Below are 21,669 nucleotides of genomic sequence, written 5' to 3'. Positions count from 1 at the left end.
GAAACCTTATTAGAGAAATCCAAAATTAGTGGCACTGAAATTGGGGGCTAGACAGGTGCGAATACACCTTCACAGTCCAGCCGATAGCGAAGTGAATACCGCGGAATCAATCCGCCATGCCCACGAAATTTCACCTGAAAGCCGAACTACAGCTTAGCTCTATCGCCCCAAAAGAAAGCCAGGGCGGGAACCCCGCCCTGGCATTGAGGTCATTCGGTGACCGGATCTTCGTCGCGACGTGGGAAGGCGACCATTTCGACGTCGGGGAACATGCTGTGTTTGACGTTGATCGACGTGATGTTGCCGCTGTCGTCGGTGTTGACGAAGAGGACGCCGCAGCGATCCCAGAAGTTCTTGCCGTCTTTTTCGCCGGATTTGACGTTCAGTTTCAGAGTTTGAGTAGCCATTTTTTGATCCTCATTTTGAGTGTTTCGATGAACATGACCAAAGCTGGCACCAAGGGGCTGTCAGCGAGAAACTTGCCTCGCGAGGAATGCGCTGGCGCAGGGGAATTTTCTTGTTGAAGCAGGACCTGCACCGCGTCAGACACGGCTGCCCGCTTATGTTCAGCAATCAGAAATACGGCGTTGAGGATCTGAGTTTGGCACTCAATATCTGACAGGTCTCGTCAACCTGCTCCATAAGGGCGCAGGAACTTCAAAGACCGCAGCGGCCATTATTTTCGACATTTGACGCTTCAGCGTAAATTTTCTAGATTTGCGCTTCAGCGTAAATTTCACACTGGTGTGTTGCTTTGTCCTCGAGAGGCGACAGCTGCCCTAGTTTACGCTCGCGCCAGATCCGCTTCCTCGTGCTCGAAGGCTGTTGCCATCTCCCTGATCTCGCGCTCCGGAGCCCCCAATGCATGGGCAACGTCACGCCAAGCCATCGTCGCTTCGGCCACATCGGCAATGATGCGATCTGCCTCCTTGCGTTCGAGAAGATAGGAGTCATGTTGCGCGCGGTGCAGGGCAATGCTGGCATCCGGATTGTCATCGTCGACATAGCTCTTGAGCACACGCGGCTGGCTCGGCACAGGGTTGATGTCGTAGGCCGGTGAGAGGTGCCAGCCGCCACGCCCACGCAGAAATCCGTGATTGCGCATGTGATCATCGAGGTTCGTAACAAGAATAGAAAATGCGACCCGCCGGTAGAGCTCCTCGCGGTCCTGGTCAGGCGTTACGCTTTCTGAAGTGATAATATCGGCTAGGTCCAAATAGCTGTAGCTTTCTCCATCCCTGCCGCCCAGCATCGCCATGGCTGAGATGAAGGGGATCCTGCCGTCCTCGTTCCGGTCAAACCGATGGGACAAGAAAACAGGCTTGTCGCCAGCTATCTCAAGCGTGTGATCAGAAACCGTAATTCCGGCGCGTCTTGCCAATTCCAGTGCAATGGCTTCCCAGCGTTCCACGCAATAGGTGTCCGTCTCCTTCGGGAACTTGGCGACAGACAGGCGGCCGTGTTGGTCGAGGATGCTGGCCTTCGGACGAGCGCCCCCGAGGGAACTTCCGGGAGCGAACAGCATTTTGAGGTCCTCAGCGGTCTCTTCCCCGCGCAGAACGCGCTGAGACGCATGAAGCAAATCCCCGAGGCTCACTAGCGCAGGCACCCCGATGCCCTCACGCGCTTGAAACTCGCCATCAACCCTGAAGCGCAGCGCACCCAAACGGGTCTCATCATTCACCCCAAGCAGGTAGTCGGTTTCTTGCAGCACTCTCGGACGTCGCCCCTCGGACTCTGCCATGCGCCCCTCATAGCGCCGCATCACCGTTCGCCCCCAGGTGTCGGGGGCAGAATCCCCAAGTGGCGCAAGCATATCCTGCCCCGTTTCCGGCACGAATTGCCCTCTGACGAGAGGCATGTCCGGCGAAAGCCCGAAGGCATTTTCGTCGCCAAGCCAGTCGGCATGATAGGTAAAAGACACCCGCTCTCGGCCGCGCCCCGCTGTGCGGTGGAGCGTACCGACCTGTTTCAGCCCCTTCCAGTCGATCCAGACCTCAACCATTTTTCAGTCTCGCACGCTGCGGGAGGTCATCCAGGGCCATCTGCTCTCCAACCGGGTCATCGATATCCCCCCAACCTTTCAAGAGGCCGAGCGCCTGCAATACAGCAACGTAGGTGCCGATCTTGACTGCGGGGTTACCGCTTTCGATCTTGGCGATGGTCTGTCGCGTTGTGCCAGCGCGCTGCGCGACAATCTCAGCGGTCAGTTTGCGACGCAGTCGCGCAACACGAATGTTTTCCCCAAGTGTCACGAGCTCCTTACGCGCCGCCCTGGGCATTTTGATCGGAACAGCCATAATAATATCTCCAAGCGACATTAAGCCTTTACATGTTACACTGAGAGAACATTAGTGTCAATTTCCACCGCTTAACTCTATAATCCACTGCTGCCACTCCAGTCACACCTTATGTTAACTCAGTATAACATTGGGAGTATTAAGGTTACCATTACGAAACACAACCCGGTTACCTACCCGCACTCATCCAACGCGACTGCTCGAACGAAACGATTGCGTTCCCAACCCTCGAAAGTCACGCCTGCAGCCCCGCAGCGCGCACCTGCTCAGGCGTCACTAGCTTTGAAACGATCAAATCCTCGATCTGCCGGTTGGTGATGTGGCGGCACAAGGGATGGCGCTCGTGGATCCACTCGGCGAGGCTGGCGCGCCCCTTGGCTTCGGCCTCTCGCGCTTTCTCTCGGTCGGCCTGGATCTGGGCCAGCCCCTTTTCCCAACGCCGCATCTTGAACCAATTGTCGGAGAAACAGACCTTGCTGCGCGTGTAGCCTTCGCTTTCCTTGGCATAGGCTTTGACCGCCTGCTTCAGGTCATCGGGCTCTACCCCGGCTTTCACAGCTGCTGCGATCAAACGCAGACTGGTCCGCCGGTCTCGGATCCTGTCTTCGGGATAGGCCGCCAAGATCTTCTCAGATTCAAAATCTTCAACCTCCTCCGCCGCCTCGCGCCTGCGCGTAGGTGGTTTATGGATGGTTTTAGGATGGTTTGGGGTCCACCGTGAACCCCGTACCCCGTTCACCGTGGACCCCGTACCGGGTTCAGGCTGGACGGGGTTCACAGTGACCCCCGTCTCAATGTCGGGCTCGGCCGTGGTTTCGAGCGCGGCCACGCGCTCCAGAACGATGCGGTAAATGACCGTATAGCCGTTCTTGCAGTGCCTCCGTCCTGTCTCGATCAGAATGCCTCCGCGCAGAAAGTCGATGATGGTGCGCTTGACCGTGCTCTCGCTGAGCTCTGTGTGGCGCTGGATCGTTCCCTTGGAACACCAGATGCCTGAGCCGTCGTCGCTCGCCTTATCGGCCAGGAACATGATGATCTGCTTGCGCGCGGCGCTGCCAAAGCGGCGCTCGGCGCATTCATTTGCGATGCGCCAGCTCATGATCTCACCGCCAATTGGGTTGAGGTCAGACCGGAAATGCCGTAGGTATTGGGACGGAAATATTCTTCTATGCCGTTGAGGTGGGTGGCCGCCCCCTCAGCGGTTTTTCTTTGCCCTTTCACCAGAGCGGGAGACTGTGAAAAACCGTTTACTTGGGCCTCGTAACCTATTGAAAAGTGACCCTGAACGAAACAAGTCCGTTTACAATTTTTCCCTTTGAAATCAATAAAATTTTCCGGATTGCAAATCCGTGTACACCGGTTCGATTCCGGTACTCGCCTCCACTTAAATACTATAAGTACTTGTTTTTATTGCACTTGTGTCTTTCTTGGGCCTACAGCTTCTCAACCACCCACCCAAAATAGAACAGGCTCATTTCGATCCGTTTGAGATCGAATTGTTGATTGCCCCTGACAGTATGCACGTCAGGCCATCCAAATTTGTGGTTTTATAGGTAGATTGCGCTGAACGTTATAGTCATTTTCTGACCGCACTCAGAAAGAAATTCCGCAACAGCTGGTTGAATCTCAAATCAATAACTTAGAGGGCTAAGACGAAAACTTCTGAAAACACATAAATTGCTGAGGTTTATCGGAAACTTTCAGAGCCTTTTGTAGGTAATTTATCGGGGAATGTTTTTGAGCGGGCGGAGGGCATCGAACCCGCGTCACTACCCTTGAAGCCTACGGCCTTACCACCACACAACGCCCGCTCAGCGGGCTGCACCAATATTTCATACATCTATAGGCGTCAAGTACAACCAGTTCTGCATAGCGGAACCTATGGGCAGGGTAGTCACCTTCAGCCCAGAGCAGCAGCTGGTGCATATCGCCGCGAACGGCAGTTCAGAGCCCTATCCGGACGTTGAATTTTCTCTCTGCGGGCGCTTACTGCAAACTTATTTCCCCATTGCGTAGTTGCCGATGCCGCCTTTGTAGAAAGAAATGCAGGAGTTCATGCAACGCGCAGAAAATCTCAAGCCCCGAATTCACACAATGCGAAGCACTGACGTTCTGCTAGTAGGCGTCAAGCGACGTTTGCTATCGGTAAGCCGGGAACAAAGCGACAATAGCCCTATTCGGTGGGAACCAACCCAACGACTTTTCTATTTCTTCGCCAGCTACGGTAAGTTTTGGGACAAATCAGCCGCCAGCCCGTAACAGCCAACTCAGAGCCATGCATATGGCTAAAGACCTATAATCATTCGTTTGAAACCCTTTAGTGATAGTAAACCCGACGTCTGGGCTATTCGCCAAAGTTGTCGATCACTGTGATACCTGCAGGCTGGCCATGGTCCATTAATGACAGAGCCGCGCCTACTTTCGACAGCGGAATACGTTCGGTGACCAACCCGCCAAGGTCGAGCTTTCCCGCCTCAACCATGTCAAGAAGAGTGGCAAACCCGGCAGCACCAAGACCGCGCATCCCATAGAGTGACAGTTGCCGTGCATATACAAGGTCGAGCAGTGGAAGTGACACCGTGGCGTGCGAGCCGATCGGCATACCAATTTGCACATGCCGCCCAAGTTTGCGCAACGAACTCAGCGAGTTTTTGAATGTGGTTGTAATGCCCAAGGCGTCCACCGAAACATGCGCGCCGCCATCGGTAGCTTCGCGTACGGCACTCGCCACATCTTTGGTCTCGTTCGCGTTGATACAGACATCTGCCCCCAGCTGCCTGGCTTTTCTCAACGCTTCTTCTGATACGTCAATCGCAACAATCCGCGCTGATAGCGCCGACGCCAGCATAATCACCGACAGGCCAACACCGCCACAGCCGTGTACGGCAACCCATTCGCCGGCATTAAGGGCCGCGCGATCGCTAAGCCCGCGCCAAGCCGTTGTGACGCGGCAACCCATTCCTGCCGCTTCGGCGTAGCCCACGCTGTCAGGTAATCGGACAACGTTGAAATCCGCAGCCTGAACGGCAACTCGCTCAGCGAATGCACCCCATTGGGTGAAACCGATAAGCCTTTGAGTTTCGCATATGGTTGGTTGGCCTGACGCACAGTCGGGACAATGCCCACATCCAAGAATGAATGGCGCAGTTACCCGATCACCGATACGGAATTTCGTACAGTCTGCGCCGACTTCCTGCACAACACCCGCAAACTCGTGCCCCAAGACATGGGGTACTACCAGGTTCTTATCTGCTCCGACCCAAGTATGATGATCCGAACGGCACACACCGCAGGCGTGCACGCCGACAATAACCCCGTCCCGAGGACACTCGGGGTCGGCGACATCCTCAACTGCAATTGCTCCTCTGACATGATAGAACAGTGCTGCTTTCATTTTCGCCTCTTAGATTGGCTTTAGAACCAAACGTTTGGTAACCTACACAGCGCAGACCTGCTTACTGCAAAACCGACAGATCAAGGTCTAAAATGGTGGCAGTGTTGCAAGCAGCTTCACGACTGCAGTTCGTATAACGGAGTCGATAACAAAAACCGGGCGCGAAGTGAGTTCCTTGATCAATGTGTTAGCTTTTCGGGTTTCAGGCTGGCCGGCTCATTCCTCTGAACACGGTTCAATTCCACTAAAGGTGCGGATAATAGCTTACTCAGCGTCTCCGTGCTGACCAAAGTGCAAAACTCGCCGTACATCGCAGCAACAGAAGCATTGTGAACCAGTTCCAGACCGTGATCTGTTCCATGCAATTTAATTCTATGGCAGGTCACATAGGCATCATGTGCAAGGTAGACATCAAAGCCCATATTTCCCGCCATGTGCAAAGATGCTTAAACGCAGGAATTCGTGAAGTGACCGGCCACGACCAGACGCTTGATACCAGCATTACGCAGTTTCGCCTCCAAAGACGTCCCAATGAACGCCGGAGCCAACAGTATTGGATGCCGTAATTTCATCGGGCAAAATTTCCAGCCCAGCAAACTGCTCTCCGGTTTCCAATGACAGTTTCAAGGCTATCGTGCCTCGCAAAAGCAACAACTCGTTTCGCCGCGCGAATAGCACCCTGACGAGACACCAAGCGTACCTTGCATTTTGGATTGGTCACGCGCGCTGTGGACCCATCTTTATAATCCTACACATGCACTCTTTTTTGCAACTCAATCAAATGTAGAGCAGGTGCGCCGCTGAATTGCTGGATCATCGTATGTATCCTCCCAATACAATCTTTTGAGCCGCAGAATTTATCCCTCTGACGTAAGTCAATTTCGCTTACTCGAAAGCGATGGCTTTGACGGACACCTAGTCTATCGCTCGCGCGAGGCTTGATCGTTGGTCGGCCGCATCGTTGCGAGCATCCGCCGAGTGTTGCGCGATGCAGATATTTGCAGCGGTCATTGCTGCATCGAGCAGGCGCATACTGCGACGTGACGGTTGTTAGCATCACCACCACCGCCCCCCGCAGACCGCTCGTTGCACAACGGAATGTTGTCCTCCCCGTCAATAAATGCCTTAAGACCAAGACCAGCGCACCATGAGTCACCATTGCTTGGCGCACGCCCACAAAGGCGCTGTCCTCTTCTTCCAGCTAGGCCAACATGGCTGGAACGTCCCTGGCAATATCTGCGTTGGTAGCATTATGCGCCATTGATGGCTTCATCTTGATCATCGCTATCGAACCGTTTCACACCTGGATCGCTAATGCTTTTCTATTAGCGCCCTGTGAAAACCGGAGCGCGTTTTTCAAGTAGCGCATTGACCGCTTCCATGTGGTCCTCAGTCTGATGACATGCGCCTTGATAGGCAGCGGCCAGTTCCAGTAATGCATCGAGCCGTGTGTTCAAACCCTCACGCAGCAGGCGCTTGGCCATACGCAACTGGCGCGGCGGGTTCTTTGCGATACGCGCAGCCATTGTGCGTGCTGCAGGCAGAAGGTCATCGGGTTCGACCACCGACGACACGAGCCCCCAATCGAGCGCAGTAGTCGCATCAATCGGTTCTGCGGTGAACGTCATTTCGGCCGCACGGCTTAACCCCACTTGGCGTGGTAGAAGCCATGCCCCGCCATCACCGGAAATAATGCCCACCGCGACAAAATTCTCAGCAAAAGTCGCGCGCGTCGATGCGATGCGAATGTCTGCCATACAAGTCACATCACATCCCGCCCCGTAGGACGGGCCGTTGACAGCGGCAATGAGCGGAACTTCGCATTCCCACATTGCCTTTGCGACCTGCTGAATGCCCAAACGGTAGCCGTCCTTTGCATCGACTGCATCACCGCCAAAGATCGAGGACTTTTCCTTCATATGTTTGAGGTTTCCGCCGGATGAAAACGCTTTCCCGGCACCTGTGACAATAGCACAGCGCACCGATTGATCAGCATTGATGCGCCGCATGGCTGCGACGATAGCGGCGCACAGGTCCTGATCGGTCAGCGCGTTACGCGTCTCGGGCATGTTGAAGGTCAGCGTGACGACGTGTCCGTCCTGTTCATACAGCAGTTTATCAGTCATGGGTTTATCCTCGGAACCAGGTGTTGGAATAGGTAGCAAGCAGTTCGCGTTTGAGAACCTTGCCACTGGGATTGGTCGGCAGCGCATCCATGAAAACGTAGCGCTTGGGCCGCTTGTAAGGGGCAAGATCATCACTGGCCTTGCAAAAGGCATCAAGTGCCTCGGGTGTCAGCTCGGGGTCCGTGGACACGACAAAGGCCGCCACGATCTGCCCCCATTTCTCGTCCGGCAGGCCGACGATAGCGGCCTCCTGAATGGACGCATGTTTGTAAAGCAGTTCTTCAACCTCACGAGGGTAGATGTTCTCTCCACCCGACACGATCATATCATCCGCGCGACCGTGGAAGTAAAAGAAGCCGTCTTCATCCTGGCTGAAAAGATCACCCGAATAGACCCAGCCGGCGCGGAGCTTTTTCGATGTCTCGAACGGGTTGTTCCAATAACCAGTCATTGCCTGAAGCCCCCGCACGATAAGCTGACCAACCGTGCCGGGCGGGACAACCTGGCTGGGCTGCGCATTGTCTCCGCGCTCAATGACGCGGCATTCTGATATCAAGGTCGGCTTGCCGCAGGCCCCAATCTTGCGCAGCGCATCCTCAGGGTGCAGCAACAGGGCCAGTGACGCTTCTGTCATACCGTAGCCGTTGAAGATGTTGGGGCAAAAATTTGCGATGACCCGTTTCATCACCGCCGAGGCAATCGCGGCACCACCAGTTGTGATCAGCCGCAGCGATGAGGTGTCGATCGTAGCAAATTCAGGGTGCAGCAGCATCTCCTGAATCTGGGTCGGAACGGCAAACAGGGTCGTGATCTGTTCCGAGGCGATGGTGTGAAGCGTTTCCAAAGCGTCATAGCGCCCCAAGACCATATTCGTACCGCCTACCATTAGGTGTGGCATGAAGTAGGCCTGCATCCCGCCCACGTGGTAAAGTGGGGCGATGTGCAAGGCGGTGTCATTATGGGTCAGCCCGTATTCCATCACGCAATTCATCGCGATGGCGACATCATTGGCATGCGTATGCACAACGCCCTTGGGCCGACCGGTGGTACCGGATGTGTAGACCAGTGCCGACACATCCGTGCCTGCCGGGATCGGGCGAAGAGCGTCACGGTCGACTGTTTCCTCGGCCAGCGCATCAAATTGGCTGTGACCTTCCGGGATCGCATCAGCATCGTAGGAACAGCTGATGAAATCATGCACCGATCGCACCTGTGCCTGAATTTTCAACGCGTTTTCCGTCAGGTGCCGGCCATAGATCAATACGCGCGTGCCGCTGTCTTGAATGATATAGGCGGCCTCGCCCGCGCTGAGGCGATAGTTCAAAGGAACAGCGACTGCACCGAGTATCTGACACGCAAAATAGGTTGTGACCGAGTTTTCCGAGGTTGAAACGTAAAATGCCACCCGATCGCCCGCGCGCACGCCCATATCCGACAATGCCTGCGCAAAGCGGCGCACACGGGCGTGCCACTCAGTATAGGTCCAGCGCTGTTGTCCATAGACCAGCGCGATGTGTGTTGGGAAGCGCTCGACAGAGGCCTCCAAGATACGTGCGATATGCATCGGACTTGTCCTGTCAGAGATTGGGTTTGATCAGCGGCAGTTCGCGCGCGGCGATCAGATACTTCGCCATTTCGGATGATCCTCCGACAATCGGCAGGGCGCGGGCATCACGATAGATCTGCTCGGCGCGGCCAAACTGCCGGGTGATCCCATCACCGCCCAGCACCTGCACAGCGCGATCGGCGCAGAAGACGGCGGTTTCCGTCGCCACTAGCTTGCATTGTGCCGCCTCACGCATCAGCTCTTTGCCGTCGAAATCCGCATCATACATTTTGGCTGCGCGATAAGTCAGCAATTCGGCTGCATCAATGCGCCAGCTCATCTGCGCGATCATATCCCAAATCAACTGTTTTTGGCCCAGTTTTTCACCAAAGGCCACGCGGGTCTGTGCGTGATCGCGGGCAATATCAAAGGCCGAGCGCGCGACACCAAGCCCCGACCCGCCAAGGATTGTTCGTTCAAAGTTGAACGCGCTCAGCATGATACGAAAGCCCTTGTTCTCCTCGCCAAGCAGGTTCTCGGCAGGCACACGGACATCCTCGAAGGTCACTTCGCCCACGACACAGCCGCGCCGCCCCATAAAATCATAGGTCTGTGGAAAGGACATACCGGGGGTCTTGGCAGGTACTGCTATCGCTGTCATGCCTTTTTGCGGGGCCACACTGGCGTCACTGATGCCCCAGACGATATAAACATCCGATTTCGTGGCGTTTGAAATATAGCGTTTCAGCCCGTTGATGACCCATTCGTTTGTCTGCGTATCAAATCGGATCTTGGTTTCCATACCCGCGCTGTCGGACCCCACATTCGGCTCGGTCATACAGATCGACCCGATGGCCGTGCCCTCGAGGATCGGCGTCAGATACCGTTCTTTGATTTCCGCCTGTGCAAAGCGATGCAGCGGAAACGCACAGGATAACGCCGTCGCAATGGTCGTCTCGAACGCATAGTTCAGATAGGCGGCCTCTTCGGACAGCATCGTCGCATGGGTTAGGCCCGGCTTGCTGAGATTGCCATCATAGAGATCAGCAAACATCAGCTTCATGTAGCCAGCCTCGCCTAAGGCGCGCACGACGTCCTTGACCGCGCCCCAATCCTTATCACGCTCAATCTTTTCGGCACGGGGGGCCAATTCACGATCCAGAAACTCACGAATCTCAATGCGAAATCCCCTGTCTTCGTCATTCATGAAAAAATCGCGCATTGGATCGTCCTCGCCTTTTGGTTGCAGAGCACGACCGATTCAACGGGGGTGCCGTATCGTGAGGAGTACGAGGGTTAACCGCTCAAGATGCTGCAATCATCCGACGAATTTTTGCACCCAGCCGACACGGATGCGTTATTTTTGCTTCCGCACACTTTTAGGCGACACACCCCACCAAGATTTGAAGGTGCGGCTGAAATGGCCCTGACTTGAAAAGCCCGACCTATCAGCAATTTCTTCCAGTGAGTCGGTTGTCGCCAACAACCGGTTACGCGCAGCCTCAAGACGCAAGCGCAGATAGAACTTGGATGGGGAATTGCCCAATTGCTGAATGAACAGCCGCTCCAACTGGCGTTCTGACAGGCCCGCATGATCGGCAAGCTGAGCTACCCCGATAGGATCAGCCTGATGAGCGTCCATCAAACGGACCACTTTTTCTAACCGCTTGTCAGTGATCTTGTAGCGCCAGCGCAGATCATCTCGCTGTACTTCCTGCGCCGGGCGCGCGATACCATGCAGGAACTGATCGGAGACGTCAGCAGCAACACTCCGCCCCTCGTGCGATGTAATCAGTGCTAGCATCATGTCCATCGCGCTCGATCCGCCAGCTGCTGTGTAGATATTGTCATCAATACAGAACAGATCCGGCACGACGGTTACACCTGGAAACTTGTCGGTCAGCCGGTCCAGTCCTTCCCAATGAACAGTCACTTTGCGCCCCGCGAGAACACCAGCCTCTGCGAGCGGCAATGTGCCGTTGCTGATAGCCCCGATCCCCCTGCCGTGTCGACGCAGTCGACGAATGTGGTCTGACAATGCACGATTAGGCTGCCCGTCAAGTTCCAAGCTTGCTACAATGATCGTTAAGTCCGCATCCGGCGCACTTTCAAGATCGAATTCAGCGCGAATTTCTAATCCATTGCTTGCTCGCACAGGTCCAATCCGCGTCGCGAGCACGCTGTAGGTATAAGCTTCTCGGCCCAGTGTCCGGTTGGCCGAACGCAAAGGTTCAATCGCCGAACTCAACGCTAGCATGGAAAAGCCAGGCACCAAAAAGTATGAGACACGAAATTCTTCCAAATGCTCCTTTTCCTTTCTTTCGTCCGATATCAAATAAATTATGATGAACAGTTAGGAAAACGAGCCGCAGCGCCAGCATTTTCTTTTTTGTTGATCCCACGCAACTAAGCTGTTGCGGTGAAAGACGCGACCGAAGTCTCCGCTTTGGAGACGACGCCTGCGTCGCGCGGCTTTGGCTCTGCATCTAATACGAGGAGGTCTAACTGCCGGACCATGACAGCGTACCAGCCGCACGCAGCGGCGCCGCCCGACATCTGAAATTTTACAACTCAAGACTACCGGATGCATCGCTGGACGGGCAGGCGCCCGATCAAGCACATCAAATCAAGCCGCAACCTTTCCCGGTCGCGGCTTAGCGAAGCTCAAAATCGCCCGAGTAGACGGCTCGAAAACCCGCAGACACGCGGAAGTGCCTCTCTCAGGGAGTATTTGTTTAGCGAACTGGTTGTTTGGCAGTGCTCGAGTATGATCGGTTGCAAGGTCGGTCTGGTACGACTCAAGGCTCAACCATGTGAATGCTGCTGCACCTTCGAAGAGATGATAAATCAACGACAGCTGCAACTGAACGGGTGGGCTTCGCCCATCACCGCGATGATCGGACAATGACGGGGCTAAAAATCGATCTCGGTTCGAGCGGAATTGACAGACGCGAATGACCGAAATGACGACCTGTGCCGTGCCACAGCGCCAAATATGCCGCGTCAGAGAAGACCTGAAAACGGATCACCGACAGGCCCGCGCCCCGAAGATTCGAACTGGCAGTTGCGAAAGCGCGGTTCGGATTTACGCCTGATCAGCAATGGCTACTTCGACGAAATGCGCTGCACCGCAACAGAACTTGCTTTAGGATCGCAAAGTCATGTTGCGTCAGCGCAGTATCAAAATTCAAATGCGGGTTTGTCCGCGTTGCCGTCATCTATGCACCACGCGGCTAAGGTATACTGTGAGCCCACAGGAGACGAGCAGATTCTTCGCTGCGCGCGCTCGCAGCACAAATTATGCTGCAACTGCTAAAGGTTTAGCATGGCAACGCGGCGTGAAGATCGGCCATCCACACAAATCGCAGCGACGACATAGCGCTTAAGGATCAAGTCGCGGGACAAAACCGACCTTGCATGGTTCAGAGGCAAGGACTGGTTTCGACGGGTCGCGACATCATTAATTGAAGTCAGTGTGATATCGATGAAGTGAACTCGCAGCGCCCTGTATGGCTTCCGTTCTTCGACAGCCCATAACCAAGAATATTTGAAAAATTCAGCGATTTGATGTAAGCAGAGTTTAGTCAGTTGGTTGCTTTCAAGGAGGAAAATTATGTGCCGTTTGTTCGTCGGGGCCGATCCCGATCTGTGGACAAGCCAGACTCGATCAATCCGCATGGATGGGATGGTGACGAGTGTCCGTCTCGAAAGCATGTTTTGGGTAATTCTTGAAGAGATTGCCGCAAAAGACGATTTGAATGTGCCGCAGCTTTTGCATCAACTGTACAATGAATCGATTGATGAAGGTCATGACCTTGGCAATTTCACGTCGTTTTTACGCGTCTGCTGTCTACGCTTTATCGATTTACAGCTTAAGGGCCTTATTCCGACGTCCACCTCTGTCGGGTTTGAAAGCCTGTCTTCGAATGAGATATTGACGCAAGAAGCTGAGACCCACCAAGATCGTAAATTGAAACGTGCGGTCACACGCGGGCAACACTGAAAAATTTGCAAAGCTCCGAATAAAAAAGCCCCGCTTGAAGGCGGGGCTTTCTCAATTTTTATCGACGTCAGATCAAAGATTGCCTGCGGACATTTCTCTTGCCAGATGATCCGCTTGACGAATGGCCAACGCTACAATTGTGAGCGTTGGGTTCTCGGCAGCACCAGTTGTAAACTGTGATCCATCGGAAACGAATAGGTTTGCGATGTCGTGCGTCTGCCCCCATCTGTTCACAACGCCATCACGCGCGTTCTCTGACATACGGTTCGTGCCAAGGTTATGCGTGGATGGGTAGGGTGGCGTCGGGAACGTACGTGTTGCGCCAACCGCATCGTAGATGGCTTGCCCCTGCTGATAAGCGTGGTTGCGCATTGCGATGTCATTTGGGTGATCATCAAAATGCACGTTCACGACCGGCAATCCATGCTGATCCTTCACGTCGGTGTTGAGTGTGACGCGATTGGTTTCCTGTGGCATGTCTTCGCCCACAATCCACATCCCGGCCATGTTCTCGTATTGATCAAGGGCGGTCGTAAACTCGCGCCCCCAACCGCCGGGATCAAGGAAGGCCGCCATGAACGGCAGGCCAAGGGCCAATGTCTCAAGCTCATACCCCCCGACGAAACCACGCGATGGATCGTGACGGGATTCATCCTGAATGATCCCAGCCATCGTTGTACCACGCCACATTTTCACGGGCTTATCGAAGACACCGTAAACCGAACCCGTCATGTGACGCATGTAGTTGCGCCCAACTTGACCAGAGCTGTTCGCAAGGCCGTCCGGGAACATGGCAGACGCGGAATTGAGCAGCAAACGCGGGCTTTCATACGAATTGCCCGCAACGCAGACGACACGCGCCTTTTGCATCTGAAGATTGCCGTCTTTGTCGAAATACTCAACGCCCGTAACTTTGCCAGCATCATTGTGCAGAATGCGCGCCACATGGCTTTCGGACCGCACTTCGAGGTTTCCGGTGGCTTCACCCTCAGGAATATCGACGTAGCCCGCAGACCACTTCGCGCCCCATTTACATCCTTGGAAACAGAAGCCGGTTTGTTGACACATCAGACGGTCACGCTTGTCGTCCGAGTTGATGGCCATACGTCCCGTGTGGACCTGCTCATAACCAAGCGCTTTCGCACCAGCTTCAAAGACTTTGTAATTGTTGTTGCCTGGAAGGCCTGGCCTGTCGCCGGTCCGGGTCACGCCAAGCTTGTCCTCGGCTTTCGTGTACCAAGGGTCCATCTCACTTGCATCAATCGGCCAATCCAACAACGATGCACCTTGAACGTCGCCGTAGTTTGTCTTGGCTTTCCACTCATGCTCTTGGAAACGCAGCGATGCGCCCGCCCAGTGTTGTGTGGTGCCGCCTACAGACTTTACGATCCAAGCCGGAAGACCAGAAAAGTCTTTCGCGACGCGCCAGTCACCGCTGGTTGTGCGCGGATCAAGCCACGCGAGTTGGCCAAAACTGTCCCATTCATCGTTGATAAAGTCTTGCGGTAAATGCCGCCCGCCCGCTTCAAGCGCAACAACGCTTACGCCTTTTTGGGCAAGTTCATTTGCTAAAACACCGCCGCCTGCGCCGGTCCCAATAATGACAACGACGCTGTCATCTGAAAGTTCAAAAGGTGCCGTCATGATTTCGTCCTTCCCTTAAATCCAGTTGATGTCGTCGAAGCCGCGCTCAAGATAGCCACCTTGAGAGAAGGACTCACCTTCATACCCAAAAATGGGCCAAACCGCTTTTTGATTGTACAGCCCCGTCACGAGGCCACCGCGAATTTGCTGAAAGAACGGGCTATCTTCCATCGCGCGAAGGACGTCCACGCGATCACGTTCCCATCCCATGGCGAGATAGCTTGCATGCCCTTTGCCTTGAGCGGCAGTGTTGAGAGCCGCAATCCCAGCTTCAATACCTTCTGCAGCTTCTTCTGTGTCATACCCTTTTACAGCCGCTACGTAATACTCATCACCCACTTGATCATGTGGATAGATGTCACGCGCCATTTGCATCAATGTTGCCATCGTTTCTGGAGCCAACACGTTTGTTTCGACTGCCCAAGCAGCGTTCGGAGCGGCAATAAAGCCAGTTCCGACTAGAACCGAAGCACTCACTGCACTCGCTTGCTTGAGCAGGTCTCTGCGCGTCAGCGACTTCAGACCTTTTGGTGTTGTCATTTTTCATTCCTCCCTTTTTTCATTTTCCCCGGCGTTCTGCGGTCCGGGTCCGGCCATTATCACTTGTACCGGCCACCCCGCTGCAAAACTTCGATCTCGTAACCATCTGGGTCCACCACAAAGAAAAACCGTGCGATGGTCTCTCCATCGGGTGCAAAATCCACGATTTTCCGTGGGTTCAGACCAGCCGCTACAAACCGAGCGTGTTCGGCATCAAGGTCATCTACCGAAACGGCAAAATGCCCGTACCCGTTGCCAAGATCATATGGTTCGGTTTGATCTTTGTTGATTGTCAGTTCGAGCTCAAAGTCGCTTTCTTCGTTCGCCAAATAGATCAAGTTGAACGTCTTGAAATCGAGTTTCTCTGCTACCTTAAGGCCAAAAGCCTGATCGTAGAATTGAACTGAACGATCCTCATTCAGAACTCTGATCATTGAATGGATCGATTTTGCCAAAGTGTCGTCCTTCGCTTAGATGCATGGTCCAAAAGCGTAACTTATGGCTTGCGAAAAAAGGTATTAGCTGGATACTACGATGGGTTTTTTATGCTTGCTCGGGCGTTCACCAAGCGCGCCCGCATCCCAGTGATTGGTCGGCGTTAACTTAGCCGTGGACGACGTGCGCATATGCAACAAGCCAAATGGCTAAAAACTGGATAGCAGCTTCGCGCGGTTCAGAGACGTTCGTGCATCGCGCAGCATCGGTCAATATGGGCTCAGAGCTGCCTAATGCGCCCGCAGAGATGGCCCGTCTTAGTTCCGTCTGACACCGGCCATTCAATCCGATGCTATGCTTTTGGCGTCAGCGCGGTGCTGACGCCTGGGTTTGGAGGGAGGATCGGAGGGCATATTATGCCAAGAGTCCAACTTCCTGCAGTCACCCCGAAGCGCAAAGCCTGGAACAAAGGGCGGATCATAGGACAGAAACGACCGCTGCTACCCAAACAGGTCTGGGCGATCCGCGCGCGCCTGGAACTTGCCAGCTATCCCCGCGACCTTGCGCTGTTCAACGTTGCGATCGATAGCAAACTACGCGGTTGTGATCTGATCAAACTCACCGTCACGGACCTAGTAAAAGATGATTACGTTCGCGAACGGGTTTCGGTGATCCAAAGCAAAACCAAAAAGCCGGTGCAGTTCGAATTGACTGAAAACACGGGCGACTCAATCTTGGTATGGGTTAAGTCGCCTGAAATGCTTGCTTGCCAGTTCATGTTTCCAAGCCGTTTCCACGATCGACCACACATCTCAACGCGGCAGTACGGTCGGCTTGTCCGTGACTGGGTGACATCGATTGGGTTGGAACCGAGCGCCTATGGCACTCATTCACTTCGCCGTACCAAGGCTGCGGAAATCTACCGCAAAACGGGCAACCTTCGCGCTGTGCAGCTGTTGCTTGGCCACACGAAGGTCGATAGCATGGTGCGTTACCTTGGTGTTGAGCTGGAAGATGCTCTGAGCATCGCTGAGCGGATCGACATCTAACGCAGGTTGGCGGACGGCACTCGCCGTTCGCCGATTTAGAACAGACCTACGACTTCGCAGCGGCGAAACCGAAGTGCGAGCCCACACCGGACCTTTTGATTTGGTGCTGCGTGCGCTCGCAGCGTGGACTTTGCTGCAATTGCTGAAAATCCCTTTTCACAACGCGGCGTGAAAACCAGCCATTCGTACAAATAGTAGCGAAGGCTCCTTGGCTGAGAACCAATAGCTGGACAACGCGGCCATTAGATATCGCACCATCGACGTCTAGCATTGCCGACATCGGGGATTACCAATGATCCGTATTTTCCTAGAGCTTCGCACAGGGATTGTCGATTTCCTCCGAAACCAGTTTTTCAAGTGATCTAGTTGACATTGACCCCATGAAAACTGTCCGGCCTATGGCGAAGGCGGGAGTGCCGAAGAACCCGAAGACTTCGGCAATGGCGGCGGTGATTTGGAGTTGTCGAGCGATTTTATCTGATCTCATGTCAGTGAGCAGCTTGTTGCGATCGAGTCCCAGGCTCTCGGCGATGGCAGCAATGTAAGCTTCGTTCGTCACGGCAGGGCTACGTATGAGACGTGCGTGCATTTCACGGTATGTGCCCTGTTGCTCTGCGGCCAGAACGGCACGGCTGGCGGTGGCCGACGCCACTCCGAGGATCGGCAGTTGATGCCTCACGATGCGGATACCGTTTGGATCGCGTGCTTGCACTTCTAAAAGACGGTCGTCCATGACTTTACAGACGGGACAAGAGAAGTCAGAGAACATGGCAATTGGGACGCCACGCGTCTGTGCGGTTCCGTAAATAGCAGAGCAAGGATTGGCGCGAACGACACCCGCCAGAGGATTTACTTCGGGTTCAGCTCCAATGGCCACATCAAGGCCTGCAAAGATTGCAGCACCGGTCGTTGCCGAACCTGTTCCAATCAGTCGTCGGAACGGCGCCAGGCCAGGCAAGTCTTCAAACGCAAAATCTGGTTCCCCCAAGGAGGCAAGATAAGGCACACCCTTCACCCATCCAAAGACAGCGAAGGCTCCGCCCGCAAGCAAAGCCCTTCTGTGCCAGTCTGGGGTTACTTTCATGCGCCTGAAAGCGATGCGAACAGCATTACAATCGCCATGCCCATCATCATCAGGTTTTCGGTCAGGCTTACGAAACCGAGTGGCACATTAGAGTTGCCACCCACGCAGGCACATTTTAACTCTCGCTTGTCAATGTAGACTGCTTTGAACACACTGATCGCGCCGACTGTCGCGATAAAAAGCGCCGCCGGGGCGGCAAGTGGGGTCAGCAACATACCCGTCATCAGAATGCCCGCGCCAGTTTCGACCCAAGGGTAAACATAGGCGTACGGCACCCATTTCCGCGCCAGCAGATCGTAGTTCAGGAACATGGTGGTAAAGCTCTCAATGTCGCGGAGCTTTTGCATCCCCAAAAGGATCATTGAAACGGAGATGAACCAACCAAGCGTCTGCCATGTAATTGCACCAATAAACCCGATGGACAGGGCAAGTGCCGTCGCAGCGGCGACCGCGAAGAGATAGATCACCGGCTGGTATGTTGTTGCGTCCGGATCGTAGTCAGTCAGCTTTTGTCGCAGAGCATCATAGCCACCGACCCGCTCGCCCTCAATCCAGATCTGGGGGGTGGTGGGCACGTCATGCGCCTCTTTGAATGCGTCGACCTCTGATCGCTCGCGGAACAGTCGATCATCGACTTCAAATCCTTTGCTGTCCAACAGCCAGCGTGCTTTCTGCCCTGCCGGGCACAGATGGTTCGGCAGGGCCATGCGATACAAAACGGCTGTTTTTCCGGTCGCGGCGGTTGCGGGATCGGTCGTCACATCAGCGACGTCTCGGGTGTCTTTAGGCATGATCGTTTTCCTTCGTCTCAGGGCTCTGTTCTGGATGTTCCGGGGGCTGCATCGCCGTTCGCTTCAATGTCAGCGATGTATCGCTTCATTTCTGCAATCTCCCCGCGTTGCGCTTCGATGATCGCATCGGCCAGTTCACGTACACGCGGGTCGGAAATATTGGCGCGTTCGCTAGTTAAAATCGCAATGGAATGGTGCGGGATCATCGCTTTCATCCATGCGACATCACCGACTGTATCTTGCGAACGCACCAGATATAGCCCCGCAGTAAATCCAATCGCGGCACCAACAAAAATCGCAATATTTGCCTTTCGGTTGGAATACATGCCGAGCATGAAAGCTAGCATGATCACCGCCATCATCCCGCCCATGTAAAGCGCCATCCACATCCGGGTTTGCGAGAAAAAGACGTGATCGAGCGCATAGGTGTTGAGATACATCAGGCCATACATCACCACCGTGGGGGTACCGATCATTACAAAAAACCGTCCATAGTTTCCGGATTTTCCGGTATGGCTATGATGCGTATCTGTTGAATCCATTGTAGTGTCGCCGTGATGTGCCATTGTCTGTCTCTCTAATATACCCATATGGGGTATATGCCCAGAATGTCAGCCGATGGTTCCAAACAAAAGTGGAATGCCAGCGTGAAAGCCAACAAAGATAAAACATTGGACCGACTTTCCAGGCTGGAAGGACAGGTGCGAGGCGTCGCAGGCATGGTCGAGGCTGATCGCTACTGCATGGATATTCTGGCACAGACAGCCGCAATAAGGTCCGCTATTTTGGGCGTTGAAAAGCTAATCCTTGAAAATCACGCCGAGCATTGTGTCGAGACGGCCATCCAAAGTGGCGACCCCGAAGAACAGCGAGCGAAGTTTGACGAGTTGATCGGGCTTTTGCAGAAAGCGTCGAAATAGTAATTTAGTCGAGGGTTTGTCCGCGCCAGAGCATCACGGCCAAAGCAAGCGCCAGTATCACGTCGATCCCCAGACAGAACGGCCCCCACCAGTTCGGAGCAGGGTTCGAGAGAACCGATCCGACTGCAACGTCGAATAATCCATGTCCGAGCAAAGCAGCAGCGAGTATCCAGGATGACGCGCGTGCGCCAACAATCGCGAGAATGACGAACCCGGCTGCGAGACCAGTGTGAACAATGATTTCCATTAAGTTGCCGGTCTGTATCGCGAAGACCACGTAGAAAGACGCAATTGCGACCATCGTTGTTGCCCATGTCCCGCGCTGGCGTAGAACGCCCCCAACTGCCATCAGACTGACCGTCGCGACGCCAAGGACAATACCCATGATGAACGGTGCCCAGAACATCTCTCAGGCGACCTCAAACCACGCCATCATGCCCGACTTCTGATGCGATAGCATGTGGCAATGGATCATCCACACACCCGGATTGTCGGCAACAAAGGCAATCTCGACGGTTTCATCCGCGCCGATCAGCACAGTATCGCGCACGTCGCCTTCGATGTTCGCAGCGCCACTTTTGGAGAGGATGGTAAAATGGTGACCATGTAGGTGTATTGCATGGGGGAACACGGATCGGTTTGACATTTCCAGTTGCACAGTTCGGCCCAGAGCCGCCCGGAACATTGGCGTATCCATTTCGTTTGCGGCACCGTTGAACGCCCAAACCATGCCGTTGGCTGCAAGTTCGCGGGATCCCATTGTTTCGCCGCCAAAACGAGTTTCCAACATCCCGCGCATGGCTCCGCCTTCCATCAACAGCGTTTCGCGTTGCGGGTCTGATAGGACTGGCGCGGGAAGTGTGCCCCACGCAGGTAAAGAGCGGACATCAGTGCCGGTTGATGGCACACTGTCACCCGAATGGATGAAGCCAGCAATTTCCACCCATTCTCCGTTGCCGGGATCAAGCAACAGACTGGCGCGGGCCTCACCGTCCACGCGACCGTCGATCACCACATCCGCCCTTTGCGCGGGTCCGAGGGCGAGTGTTTCGGCGTCGCGTGGCGTGACGGGGTAGCCGTCCAACGCAATCAGCCGTGCCGACAGGTGTGGCAACGACAGGAACATAACTCTATCTGTGGCTGTGTTGATGATCCGCAACCGCACCCGCTCGCCGGGCTGGATATCCAATTCTGGATAGGCAGCGCCGTTCACCGTGACCGTGTTTCCCATGCGCCCACCATGTGAGGCCGCGTGCAGGTCATCCCATCTATTTTCAATAATTCTTGCGTCGCTATCCAGCAGCCAATCATCAAGAATAAGGACCAGCTCGCGGGTTGCTGCACCGGGTTCACCAAGCCAGGGTTCGCGATCTTCCACGATCAATGGACCCGCGAGACCACGCGCGACTTGTTCCGTGCTGCGGTTGTGAGAGTGATACCAATATGTGCCAGGATCGGGGGCTACGAAGTCATAGTCGAATGTATCGCCGGGCGGCACGGGGGTTTGTGTCAAAGGTGCCGCGCCATCCATGGCATTTTCAATGCGAATGCCATGCCAGTGCACAGCGGTTGGTTGCGGCAGGTCGTTGACCAGTTGGAATCTGACCCGCTCCCCGGCCCCTAAGCGAATTTCCGGGCCCGGAACCGTGCCTACCGCTTCAGTCCCGTAGGCCCAGACAGGCGTTGAAGGATATTCGGCAGGGGCAAGTTGCGCAGATGCAGGTGCCGCCCGCAGGACTGGCAAGCGCTCATCGGCAAGAGTGGGTCTGGACAACAGTGTTGCGCCGCCAAGCGCAGCAGCCCCTTTCAGAATTGATCGTCGGGATAAGGAGGTCAT

At 54.6% G+C, this 21,669-nt stretch carries 22 protein-coding genes; 3 read left to right on the top strand and 19 right to left on the bottom strand.

The window, feature by feature from the left end:
* Window positions 1-209 precede the first annotated feature (209 nt).
* The 11 genes from AC4GMC_RS00455 to AC4GMC_RS00405 form a co-directional block, all read right to left on the bottom strand.
* On the bottom strand, window positions 210-407 hold the full coding sequence (locus tag AC4GMC_RS00455) for a hypothetical protein (protein ID WP_035262952.1): 198 nt from the start codon (window positions 405-407) through the stop codon (window positions 210-212).
* Between the two features lie 377 nt (window positions 408-784).
* Window positions 785-2,005 (bottom strand): HipA domain-containing protein, encoded by a 1,221-nt coding sequence (locus AC4GMC_RS00450; RefSeq protein ID WP_168577561.1) that lies wholly within the window; start codon window positions 2,003-2,005, stop codon window positions 785-787.
* Window positions 1,998-2,300: a helix-turn-helix transcriptional regulator gene (locus tag AC4GMC_RS00445; RefSeq protein ID WP_171186123.1), complete on the bottom strand. Its 303-nt coding sequence runs from the start codon at window positions 2,298-2,300 to the stop codon at window positions 1,998-2,000. Before AC4GMC_RS00445 ends, AC4GMC_RS00450 begins: the two co-directional genes overlap by 8 nt.
* Before the next feature lie 235 nt (window positions 2,301-2,535).
* Window positions 2,536-3,399 (bottom strand): hypothetical protein, encoded by an 864-nt coding sequence (locus AC4GMC_RS00440; RefSeq protein WP_487875899.1) that lies wholly within the window; start codon window positions 3,397-3,399, stop codon window positions 2,536-2,538.
* A 1,245-nt stretch (window positions 3,400-4,644) separates the two neighbouring features.
* Window positions 4,645-5,694 carry a zinc-binding dehydrogenase gene (locus AC4GMC_RS00435; protein WP_487875898.1) on the bottom strand — a complete coding sequence of 350 codons (1,050 nt, stop codon included), beginning with the start codon at window positions 5,692-5,694 and terminating at the stop codon, window positions 4,645-4,647.
* Window positions 5,695-5,873: 179 nt separating this feature from the next.
* Window positions 5,874-6,116: a hypothetical protein gene (locus tag AC4GMC_RS00430; protein WP_487875897.1), complete on the bottom strand. Its 243-nt coding sequence runs from the start codon at window positions 6,114-6,116 to the stop codon at window positions 5,874-5,876.
* A 79-nt stretch (window positions 6,117-6,195) separates the two neighbouring features.
* Window positions 6,196-6,321, bottom strand: coding sequence for a hypothetical protein (locus tag AC4GMC_RS00425; protein ID WP_487875896.1), 126 nt, complete (start codon window positions 6,319-6,321; stop codon window positions 6,196-6,198).
* A gap of 698 nt (window positions 6,322-7,019) precedes the next feature.
* Window positions 7,020-7,820, bottom strand: a complete 801-nt coding sequence (locus tag AC4GMC_RS00420) for a crotonase/enoyl-CoA hydratase family protein (protein ID WP_487875895.1) — start codon at window positions 7,818-7,820, stop codon at window positions 7,020-7,022.
* Window positions 7,821-7,824: 4 nt separating this feature from the next.
* Window positions 7,825-9,384: a class I adenylate-forming enzyme family protein gene (locus tag AC4GMC_RS00415; protein ID WP_487875894.1), complete on the bottom strand. Its 1,560-nt coding sequence runs from the start codon at window positions 9,382-9,384 to the stop codon at window positions 7,825-7,827.
* Between the two features lie 13 nt (window positions 9,385-9,397).
* On the bottom strand, window positions 9,398-10,588 hold the full coding sequence (locus tag AC4GMC_RS00410; RefSeq protein WP_487875893.1) for an acyl-CoA dehydrogenase family protein: 1,191 nt from the start codon (window positions 10,586-10,588) through the stop codon (window positions 9,398-9,400).
* Between the two features lie 135 nt (window positions 10,589-10,723).
* Window positions 10,724-11,668, bottom strand: coding sequence for a GlxA family transcriptional regulator (locus tag AC4GMC_RS00405; protein WP_487875892.1), 945 nt, complete (start codon window positions 11,666-11,668; stop codon window positions 10,724-10,726).
* Window positions 11,669-12,979: 1,311 nt separating this feature from the next.
* Here AC4GMC_RS00405 and AC4GMC_RS00400 point away from each other — a divergent pair.
* A complete protein-coding gene (locus tag AC4GMC_RS00400) occupies window positions 12,980-13,369 on the top strand; it encodes a ribbon-helix-helix domain-containing protein (protein WP_487875891.1) in 390 nt (129 codons plus the stop codon).
* A gap of 72 nt (window positions 13,370-13,441) precedes the next feature.
* Here AC4GMC_RS00400 and AC4GMC_RS00395 read toward each other — a convergent pair whose 3' ends face one another.
* Genes AC4GMC_RS00395 through AC4GMC_RS00385 form a run of 3 tightly spaced genes read right to left on the bottom strand, consistent with a single transcriptional unit; the run spans window position 13,442 to window position 16,008 of the window.
* Complete coding sequence (locus tag AC4GMC_RS00395) at window positions 13,442-15,013, bottom strand: GMC family oxidoreductase (RefSeq protein ID WP_487875890.1); 1,572 nt, start codon at window positions 15,011-15,013, stop codon at window positions 13,442-13,444.
* 15 nt (window positions 15,014-15,028) lie between these two features.
* A complete protein-coding gene (locus AC4GMC_RS00390) occupies window positions 15,029-15,553 on the bottom strand; it encodes a twin-arginine translocation signal domain-containing protein (RefSeq protein ID WP_487875889.1) in 525 nt (174 codons plus the stop codon).
* 59 nt (window positions 15,554-15,612) lie between these two features.
* On the bottom strand, window positions 15,613-16,008 hold the full coding sequence (locus tag AC4GMC_RS00385) for a VOC family protein (RefSeq protein WP_487875888.1): 396 nt from the start codon (window positions 16,006-16,008) through the stop codon (window positions 15,613-15,615).
* A 396-nt stretch (window positions 16,009-16,404) separates the two neighbouring features.
* Between AC4GMC_RS00385 and AC4GMC_RS00380 the strand changes: the two genes are divergently transcribed.
* Window positions 16,405-17,037, top strand: a complete 633-nt coding sequence (locus AC4GMC_RS00380) for a tyrosine-type recombinase/integrase (RefSeq protein WP_487875887.1) — start codon at window positions 16,405-16,407, stop codon at window positions 17,035-17,037.
* Window positions 17,038-17,344: 307 nt separating this feature from the next.
* Here the strand turns inward: AC4GMC_RS00380 and AC4GMC_RS00375 are convergent, their stop codons facing one another.
* The 3 genes from AC4GMC_RS00375 to AC4GMC_RS00365 are packed head-to-tail and all read right to left on the bottom strand — an operon-like array spanning window position 17,345 to window position 19,478.
* A complete protein-coding gene (locus tag AC4GMC_RS00375; RefSeq protein ID WP_487875886.1) occupies window positions 17,345-18,121 on the bottom strand; it encodes a DsbA family protein in 777 nt (258 codons plus the stop codon).
* Window positions 18,118-18,912: a MauE/DoxX family redox-associated membrane protein gene (locus tag AC4GMC_RS00370; RefSeq protein ID WP_487875885.1), complete on the bottom strand. Its 795-nt coding sequence runs from the start codon at window positions 18,910-18,912 to the stop codon at window positions 18,118-18,120. The genes AC4GMC_RS00375 and AC4GMC_RS00370 overlap by 4 nt, the downstream gene beginning before the upstream one ends.
* A gap of 17 nt (window positions 18,913-18,929) precedes the next feature.
* Window positions 18,930-19,478, bottom strand: coding sequence for a DUF305 domain-containing protein (locus AC4GMC_RS00365; protein ID WP_487875884.1), 549 nt, complete (start codon window positions 19,476-19,478; stop codon window positions 18,930-18,932).
* 105 nt (window positions 19,479-19,583) lie between these two features.
* Between AC4GMC_RS00365 and AC4GMC_RS00360 the strand changes: the two genes are divergently transcribed.
* Complete coding sequence (locus AC4GMC_RS00360) at window positions 19,584-19,832, top strand: metal-sensitive transcriptional regulator (RefSeq protein ID WP_487875883.1); 249 nt, start codon at window positions 19,584-19,586, stop codon at window positions 19,830-19,832.
* A 4-nt stretch (window positions 19,833-19,836) separates the two neighbouring features.
* Here the strand turns inward: AC4GMC_RS00360 and AC4GMC_RS00355 are convergent, their stop codons facing one another.
* Window positions 19,837-20,217, bottom strand: coding sequence for a hypothetical protein (locus AC4GMC_RS00355; protein WP_487875882.1), 381 nt, complete (start codon window positions 20,215-20,217; stop codon window positions 19,837-19,839).
* A gap of 24 nt (window positions 20,218-20,241) precedes the next feature.
* Complete coding sequence (locus AC4GMC_RS00350; RefSeq protein WP_487875881.1) at window positions 20,242-21,669, bottom strand: multicopper oxidase family protein; 1,428 nt, start codon at window positions 21,667-21,669, stop codon at window positions 20,242-20,244.

The organism is Thalassobacter sp., assembly GCF_982993085.1.
The sequence above is the reverse complement of the archived record's forward strand: the minus strand, read 5'-3'. Positions and strand labels throughout refer to the sequence as shown.